Consider the following 7,904-nt stretch of genomic DNA (forward strand, 5'->3'; position numbering starts at 1 on the left):
AGTTAATTAAAAATCTCTCTCTAATAACTTGTTTACTTTAAGTATAGTTATTATTCTATCTTCTTGTTTACCAACACCATCTATCATAGTGTTATCACCATTAATAGTGTCAGGCGCAGGTCCAATATTTGTCTTTTTAATTCTGATTGCCATTGTTAATCTATCTATAACAAATCCAGCAACATCATCACCATCTTTCATTACAATAAAACGAGTTTCATCATTATGCTTTTTCTCTGATATACCAAACTTCAAACGAAGGTCAATAAGAGGAATAACAGCACCACGAAGATTAAAAACACCCATAACATATTTTGGAACTTGAGGAACTCTAGTCCAAGGAAAAGGTTTGATAATCTCTTGAATTGATAAAATTGGAATCGCATATTCTTCTTCACCAATAATAAATCCAACTAACTGAACTATATCATCTGATTGGTCCAGAGACTCACCTTTTTGTGCACTCTGTTTATTAATTACTTCTTTTAATTTATCACTCATGATAAGAACTCCGATTTAAAGTTAACATTTCTTTGAACAACACTTGATAGATAGTCAGCAGAATAAGGTTTTGTAATATACTCAACCATTCCAGACTCTACACCTCTCATACGATCAGACTTACCTGTACGTGATGTAACTGCAATCAGAGGCATATTTTTGTATCTGTTATATTTTTTAATCTCTGTTGCTAAAGTATATCCATCCATTCTTGGCATCTCGATATCAATAAGCATAGCATCAAAATTATGATCACCTTGCTTTAATACATTTAGAGCTTCTTGACCATCGGCTGCTTCAACTAAAATCATTCCAGTAGCTTCAAGTGATTTTCTCATAATCATTCTATCTGTTTTAGAATCATCAACAATCATAATAGTATAATCACTAGCTTTCGTTTTCTCTTTAGTTCCAGCTCCATCACCATTTTGATCTGAAATCATTGCTGTTGCTTTTACACTTTTTGCCATATCCATAATTGCTACAACATCAACAATTAAAGTTACACCACCATCACCACGAATTGTTGCACCAGCTACACCTTCGATACCTTTTAAGTATTCGCCTAGTGACTTAATAACAATTTCTTCTTGACCTACAAGAGAGTCAACTATTAGTCCAAGTTTTTGAGCACCAAGACCTAGAACAACAACATAAGCATGTTCGCTAGAATCTAAAATTCTCTCAACTTCAAAGATATCTCCGATATGAACTAAAGATAATACTTCATCTCTTAGTCTCATAACCGAACGTCCCTCAACTGTATAAATCTCATCTTTAGAGATTCTAACAGTTTCAAGTACTGAAGATAATGGAATTGCGTAATATTCTTCTTGTACACCAACTAAAAGAGCTTGGATAATTGCAAGAGTTAAAGGAATCTTCAACCTAATAGAACTACCTTGACCTTTTTCACTCTCAATATCAATGATACCATTAACTTTTTCGATGTTTGTCTTTACAACATCCATACCAACGCCACGTCCAGAAACATTAGTTACAGCTACGGCAGTTGAAAAACCTGGTTTCATGATAAGACCAAAAGCTTCTTTATCACTCATATTATCAGCTTCTTTTTCACTGATTAGAGCTTTTTCCAATGCTTTGTTTTTCAGCATTTGGGCATCTAAGCCTTTACCATCATCATCAATTTGAATAACGATTTGATTACCTTCGTTATAAGCTTTTAAAGAAATAGTACCTGTTTCATCTTTACCAGCTGCCAAACGAATATCTGGCGTTTCAATACCATGATCACAAGAGTTTCTAATAATATGAACTAATGGATCACCAATTTCTTCAACGATAGACTTATCAAGCTCTGTCTCTTCTCCATCTATTTCTAGCTCTATTTTCTTATTTAACTCTCTAGTTAAATCACGAATCATTCTAGGAAACTTGTTAAACACTTTTCCAATAGGAAGCATTCTTGTCTTCATTACAGCAATCTGAAGGTCTGTTGTAACAAGAGAAACAATAGAAACAACTTGATTTAACTCTTCTAAGAACTCTTCACCTTCATAACGTTCTTCAACATCATCATTGATTTTTATAAGTCTATTTTTTGCAAGAACAAGTTCACCAATTAGGTTCATAAGGTGATCAAGTCTTTTCACATCAACACGAATAGTTTGCTCAACCGTAGCAGCTGCTCTTTTAGCAGGAGCAGCAGCCTTTGCATCATCTCTTACGTCTTCAGCTTTAGCTGGTGCAGGAGTTGGAGTAACTGGTACCGGAGCAGCAGCTGGTGCTGGAGCTTCTGGCTCTTTAGCCTCTTGTTTAGCAACATCTTCAGGTGAAGGAGGAGGAGCTGGAACATCTTCTCCCGCTGCAATTTTAGCTTCTCTTTTAGCTTTATCTTCAACTTGTCTTTCATTAAGAAGTCTCTGAATCTCAGCTTCTACATCATCATCTGACATATTGTCATAGTCTAGTTCATCTTCTGCTTCAACAGGAGTTGCTGCTTCTACAACTGGTGCAACTTCTTCTATCACAGGGGCAGAAGCTTCTGGTGTTGGAACATTACCATCTCCACCACTAACCTCATCAAGTCTCGCAACACAAGCTGCAACATCAACACCTGCATCTGCACTTGTGTCTCGGATAACATATAGAAGTTGTTTCATTAAATCTATAGACTCAAGAACTACGTCCATAATATTAGGAGTAATAATTAGTTCACCGTGTCTTGCTTTATTTAAAACATCTTCCATATGATGAGTTAAGTGAGTTAAAACATCAAAGTTAAGGAACGATGAAGCCCCTTTAACTGTATGAGCAACGCGAAAGATTCCGTTTAAAAGTTCTAAATCTTCCGGAGTTGCTTCTAACTCGACTAAATCTTCATCTAATTTTTCAACAAGTTCAAATGACTCAACTAAAAAATCTTGTAATATTTCTTGAAATTCATCCATTCTTACGCTCCTACTTCATATGTGCACGAACAACTCGTGCTACTTCATCGTAAAATGAGCTTGCTTCAAACTTAACTAAATAAGCTTCACCGCCTGCTTCTTTACCTCTACTCTCACTAAAATGATCACTAATTGATGAGTTAAATACAATAGGAATATTGTTAAATCTACCATCTTCTTTAACATTGGCAGCAAAATGGAAACCATCCATTTTTGGCATCTCAACATCAGAGATAATTATCTTTAGTTGTTTAGCTATATCATCACCATACATTTTATGTAAATCATCTAGTTTATCTAAACCTTCTTGACCGTCACCGGCTTCGATAACATTAAATCCCATCTTTTGTACAGCTTCTTTAACGATTTTTCTTGCAGTTGAGCTATCATCTAAAATAAGAGCTAAACCTGTGAAATTATCCATATTTTCTGGAATATAATCAATATCTGGTTCATATAGACCTAAATCCTGTACTACACTCTCTAAGTCAAGAATAAGAAGTACATTATCATCCTCTATCTTAGTTACACCAGTAATTTTACTACCATCTAGAGAACCAGCACCACTTACGAAAGAAGCTGGTTCAATATCACTCCAGTTAATTCTTCTGATTCGTTTTGCCTCATGAACTACAAATCCTATCAGAACATTATTAAACTCTGTGATAATTACTCTAGAGTCAGATTCTGCTGATTCTGGTGTTGTAATACCCATCCACTTAGCTAAGTTTACTACAGGGATTACAACACTTCTCAGATCAAAAATACCTTCTATATATTCAGGTGTTCCTGGTAATTCTGTAAGGTTTGGCATCTTAATAATTTCACGAACTTTTGAAACATTAATGCCGTATATCCCTTCATAAATTTCGCCATTTTCTTCTTTTAAAATACGAAAGTCAACAAGTTCCATTTCATTGGAACCTACTTTCAGCGAATCTTCTGTATGCATATTTCACATCTCCTGATATTGTTGTCTTATATAAAAAAGTTTTCTTCTAACAATTCAACATCTTGTGTAAAGTTTACAATAAAATATCTTTGATTGCAAGCAAAAGCTGCTAAATTAGTATAAATGAATTCATCATATTTTAGAGTTTTATTTTGATGGAAGTGCCCTTCTATAAAGTAGTCACACTGATATTTACCATCAAGCCTATTTTGAATGTATTTTCTAAATCCTGTAAACTCTTTACAATCTTCTTTTTTACTCAAATACTCATCTAATCTCTTAATAATGGAATGTCTTGAGATTATGTCAAATATATTTAATATACTAATAACAAAAGGGTTTCTTATAATTGCAGTATATACATTATAAAGTAATGGACTCTGTATATCACCATGCGCGAGCAAAATGGTTTTATTCTTGCATCTTACTTTAAGAGGTTGTTGTTTGATTCCAAATACTTTTACTTTTGGAAATATCTTTTTTAGATTAAAGTCATGATTACCTTCTAAATATACCACTTCCATACTTTGAGATATTTCGTTTATAATATTGACAGCTTCAAAGTTCACTTTTTGAGTATAAGGAACATTTCCAAAAAGAGTATCAAAGATATCACCCATTAGTATAAGTTGACTTGGTTGAAGTTGTTTTGATTGAATTGCTTTTAAGAAGTTAAGAAGTTCTGGCCGAAGGTGTGAGTAGTGTGCATCTGAGACAACAAATGCACCCTCTTTTAGTTCTATATCACTATGGAACATATGCTATTGTTGGTATCCCAGTTTTTTGACATATACCCATCATTATATTTGCATTTACAACTGCTTGAGATGAAGCACCTCTCATTAGATTATCAATTGCACTAGATATAAATAGTACATTTCCTTTTTGTTTAACATACAAATCACAAAAGTTAGTCCCTGCTACATTTTTCATATCTACAGGATGTTCACTTACACGTACAAATGGTTCATTTTTATAAAACTCACTAAGTACTTCAAAAGCATCAAAGTCTTGATTCACTTGTATATATATAGATGATAGCATTCCACGAGTTAGAGGAATAAGATGCGGAACAAAGTTCACTTCATCAAATGAAACACCAAGCTTTTGCGCTATTTCAGGAGCATGTCTGTGCATCATAGGATTATAAGCAAATAAGTTATCGTTAACATTAACAAAGTGAGTAACATCACTTAGTTTCTTTCCTGCTCCACTAACACCAGTCTTTGCATCTACAATGATTGGCGTATTTTCTATTCTTTTACTCATAAATGGAACTAAGCCTAAAAGTGCTGATGTTGGAAAACAACCAGGATTTGCAACAAGTTTAGCTGATTTTAACTCTTCACGGTAAAGTTCAGGAAGTCCATAAACAACATGTTCTAAGTTATCTGGATCTGTATGAGGTGTATAAAACTCTTCATAAATATCTTGAGGAAGTCTATAATCAGCTGAAAGATCAACTACTTTTACACCCTTAGCTATAAGTGGTTTAACATAAGCCATAGCAGTTTTGTGAGGAAGTGCTAAAAACACAAGCTCACAAGAAGATGCTATTTTTTCTATATCAGCTTTTTGAACTTCAAGCTCACAAACACCTGATAACGATGAATGTAATTTATCTATAGTTATGCCACCCGTAGAGTTAGCAACATAAGATAGAGTAAACTTTGGATGATTTATAAGGATTTTTACAAGTTCTAAACCAGTGTAACCACTAGCTCCGATAACTCCTACATTAATTACACTCAAAAACAATCTCCTGATATTTAACTTCTTCTATTTCATACTCTTTTACGCCGTTTGGAAGTTTAACTTTTACCTCGTCACCCTCTTCACGTCCAAGAAGTTGTTTTGCCAAAGGTGAACCAAAAGAGATAAGACCCATATCTGGATTACTTTCACAACCACCAACAATAGTATAAGTGAGTTCTTCATCACTATCCATATCAGTCATAACAACAGTTGAACCAAAACTAATTTTTGCATGTTCAAGTTCACTAGGATCAACAATGCGAGAACAACCTAAAATTTCTGCCAATTCTGCTAAACGATTATCTATATTTTTTTGACCCTCTTTAGCTGCATGGTACTCAGCATTTTCTTTTAAATCTCCATGCTCTAATGCGTCTTCAATCGCTTTAACAATTGCTGGTCTTTTAACTTCTTTTAAATCTTTTACTTCTGCTTGTAGTTTTTCGTAACCGAAAAGTGTCATTGGCTCGACTTTTTGCATAGTGGTTCTCTTTATATAAATTTTATTTTAGTTATTATAGCAAAATTTAGTAGTTTCTTGGCTTTGAAGTGGTGTAGTTTAAAATATATTGAAGTTTAAATGAGTGGAAAATACTGAAAATAAAAAATATTATTTTCAGTATTTATATTTAGATTTTAATAGGTTTTAAGATGTCTTTTTTATCATTGATTTCATCTATGATAACAGCACAAGCTGCGTCACCCGTAATGTTTAGAGCAGTTCTAATCATATCAAAGATTCTGTCTAGTGCAAATAACAATGGAAGTCCTTCAATAGGAATACCAGCAGCTAATAAAACAGCAACAACTAGGAAACTAGGACCAGGAACACCGGCTTGACCGATAGCACCAATAGTAGCAGTAAAAACGATAGCAGCGTAAGCACTAAATCCTAATTCTATTCCATATACTTGAGCAAAGAAGACAGCAACAAGACCATAATAAATAGCATTACCACTCATGTTTATAGTAGCGCCAAGAGGAAGAACAAAAGATGTAGTTGATTTAGAAATACCTAAATCTTCTTCACAAGTCTCCATTGTTACAGGAAGAGTAGCCATTGATGAAGCAGTTGATAGTGCTACCATCTGAGGTTTTTTCACAGCAGACATGAATTTTCTAACTGACATTTTTGAAAATGTTTTTATCATTAGTGGGTAGAAAATAAAGCCATAAACTAAGATAGCACCAATATATACTAAAAATAATTTTAATACTAAAGTTAAAACATCAAAACCATATGTACCAACAGCTTCAGCCATAAGACCAAATACACCAAGTGGTGCGATGTACATTACAATATTTACCATCCAGATTAGTGCTTGAATTATTGCATCTAATCCATTAGTTATTGACAATCTTTTATCAGTATCTAGTTTAGAAACTGCAATACCAAAAAATAGACAAAATACTAAGATTTGTAATATATTTGCATCGTTTAGCGATTGGAAGAAGTTTGTAGGAATCATACCAACAATAGTTTCCATTGCTCCTGGTAATGCACCTTTATCAGCATACTGATTTGAGAACATGCTTTCAACACTACTTAAGTCAATTCCTACACCTGGTTGAAAAAATTCTCCAGCAAAAATAGCCAAAGAAACTGCTACAGCTGAAGTGATCATAAAAAAGGCTATTGTACCAATACCTATTTTACCAGCACTAGGACTATCACCTAAGTTTGCTCCACCAGCGATGATTGCAACTGCAATCAATGGAACAACTAACATTTTGATTAAGTGAATAAAAATATCACCCAATGGTTTGAACATAATAGCTTCTGGACCCATTGCTACACCAACTAAAGCTCCAAAAATCATGGCTATCAATACTTGAAAACCTATATTCTTAATCAACGATTTATCTTTCATAAAAACTCCTATTTTAGAAAACTCATAAATTCTGCCATAATGAAGTGGCTAAAAGGAGTGTTGATTATTTGTATAACAAATGATTGATTTTTCTATCTAAAACTTTTTCAATAGATTCGATCTTTTGCGTACTTGTTTTATTTATATAAAGTTAGTAGTTTCTTGGCTTTATTACGACTTTAAGAGTTGTATAGTTCTTATCATTTATAAACTCTATAAGCTCATCAAGTTTTTGTACTTCTCTTCTTTTATAAGTTCTTCATCTGCCTGTGCGAAACTATCGAAATGAATTTTTTTATTGCTTATAATAAGTACATATAGGTCATATGTTTCCATTCCTTTATGCATAAGAGAAGCTTCAGGAATAGTCTCAAACTCTTTATCTGGAATATTTTCTTGTTTATCTTTTTT

General features: G+C 33.4%; 7 protein-coding genes and 1 pseudogene. All 8 read right to left on the bottom strand.

Going from position 1 to position 7,904, the window contains the following annotated elements:
• Positions 1–6: 6 nt before the first annotated feature.
• Positions 7–501, bottom strand: a complete 495-nt coding sequence (locus QZZ48_RS03445; RefSeq protein ID WP_294961991.1) for a chemotaxis protein CheW — start codon at positions 499–501, stop codon at positions 7–9.
• The gene (locus QZZ48_RS03450; protein ID WP_294961993.1) at positions 498–2,915 is read right to left on the bottom strand and encodes a chemotaxis protein CheW; all 2,418 of its coding nucleotides are present in this window, start codon (positions 2,913–2,915) and stop codon (positions 498–500) included. Before QZZ48_RS03450 ends, QZZ48_RS03445 begins: the two co-directional genes overlap by 4 nt.
• 10 nt (positions 2,916–2,925) lie before the next feature.
• Positions 2,926–3,867 carry a chemotaxis protein gene (locus QZZ48_RS03455; RefSeq protein WP_294961995.1) on the bottom strand — a complete coding sequence of 314 codons (942 nt, stop codon included), beginning with the start codon at positions 3,865–3,867 and terminating at the stop codon, positions 2,926–2,928.
• Between the two features lie 26 nt (positions 3,868–3,893).
• Positions 3,894–4,625 carry a metallophosphoesterase gene (locus QZZ48_RS03460; protein WP_294961997.1) on the bottom strand — a complete coding sequence of 244 codons (732 nt, stop codon included), beginning with the start codon at positions 4,623–4,625 and terminating at the stop codon, positions 3,894–3,896.
• Positions 4,615–5,619, bottom strand: a complete 1,005-nt coding sequence (gene argC, locus QZZ48_RS03465) for an N-acetyl-gamma-glutamyl-phosphate reductase (RefSeq protein ID WP_294961999.1) — start codon at positions 5,617–5,619, stop codon at positions 4,615–4,617. Before argC ends, QZZ48_RS03460 begins: the two co-directional genes overlap by 11 nt.
• Positions 5,606–6,103: a transcription elongation factor GreA gene (gene greA, locus QZZ48_RS03470; protein WP_294962001.1), complete on the bottom strand. Its 498-nt coding sequence runs from the start codon at positions 6,101–6,103 to the stop codon at positions 5,606–5,608. Before greA ends, argC begins: the two co-directional genes overlap by 14 nt.
• 148 nt (positions 6,104–6,251) lie before the next feature.
• Complete coding sequence (locus QZZ48_RS03475) at positions 6,252–7,493, bottom strand: dicarboxylate/amino acid:cation symporter (protein WP_294962002.1); 1,242 nt, start codon at positions 7,491–7,493, stop codon at positions 6,252–6,254.
• A gap of 213 nt (positions 7,494–7,706) precedes the next feature.
• Positions 7,707–7,904: pseudogene (locus tag QZZ48_RS03480) on the bottom strand (hypothetical protein); the annotation flags it as partial.

The organism is Sulfurimonas sp. (assembly GCF_016744025.1).
Classification (GTDB): Bacteria; Campylobacterota; Campylobacteria; order Campylobacterales; family Sulfurimonadaceae; genus Sulfurimonas.

What these genes read in the sequence shown, in the direction of transcription:
- QZZ48_RS03475 (WP_294962002.1), bottom strand. Translation starts at nt 7,493, where the DNA reads ATGAAAGATAAATCGTTGATTAAGAATATAGGTTTTCAAGTATTGATA.
- QZZ48_RS03460 (WP_294961997.1), bottom strand. Translation starts at nt 4,625, where the DNA reads ATGTTCCATAGTGATATAGAACTAAAAGAGGGTGCATTTGTTGTCTCA.
- greA (WP_294962001.1), bottom strand. Translation starts at nt 6,103, where the DNA reads ATGCAAAAAGTCGAGCCAATGACACTTTTCGGTTACGAAAAACTACAA.
- QZZ48_RS03445 (WP_294961991.1), bottom strand. Translation starts at nt 501, where the DNA reads ATGAGTGATAAATTAAAAGAAGTAATTAATAAACAGAGTGCACAAAAA.
- QZZ48_RS03450 (WP_294961993.1), bottom strand. Translation starts at nt 2,915, where the DNA reads ATGGATGAATTTCAAGAAATATTACAAGATTTTTTAGTTGAGTCATTT.
- QZZ48_RS03455 (WP_294961995.1), bottom strand. Translation starts at nt 3,867, where the DNA reads ATGCATACAGAAGATTCGCTGAAAGTAGGTTCCAATGAAATGGAACTT.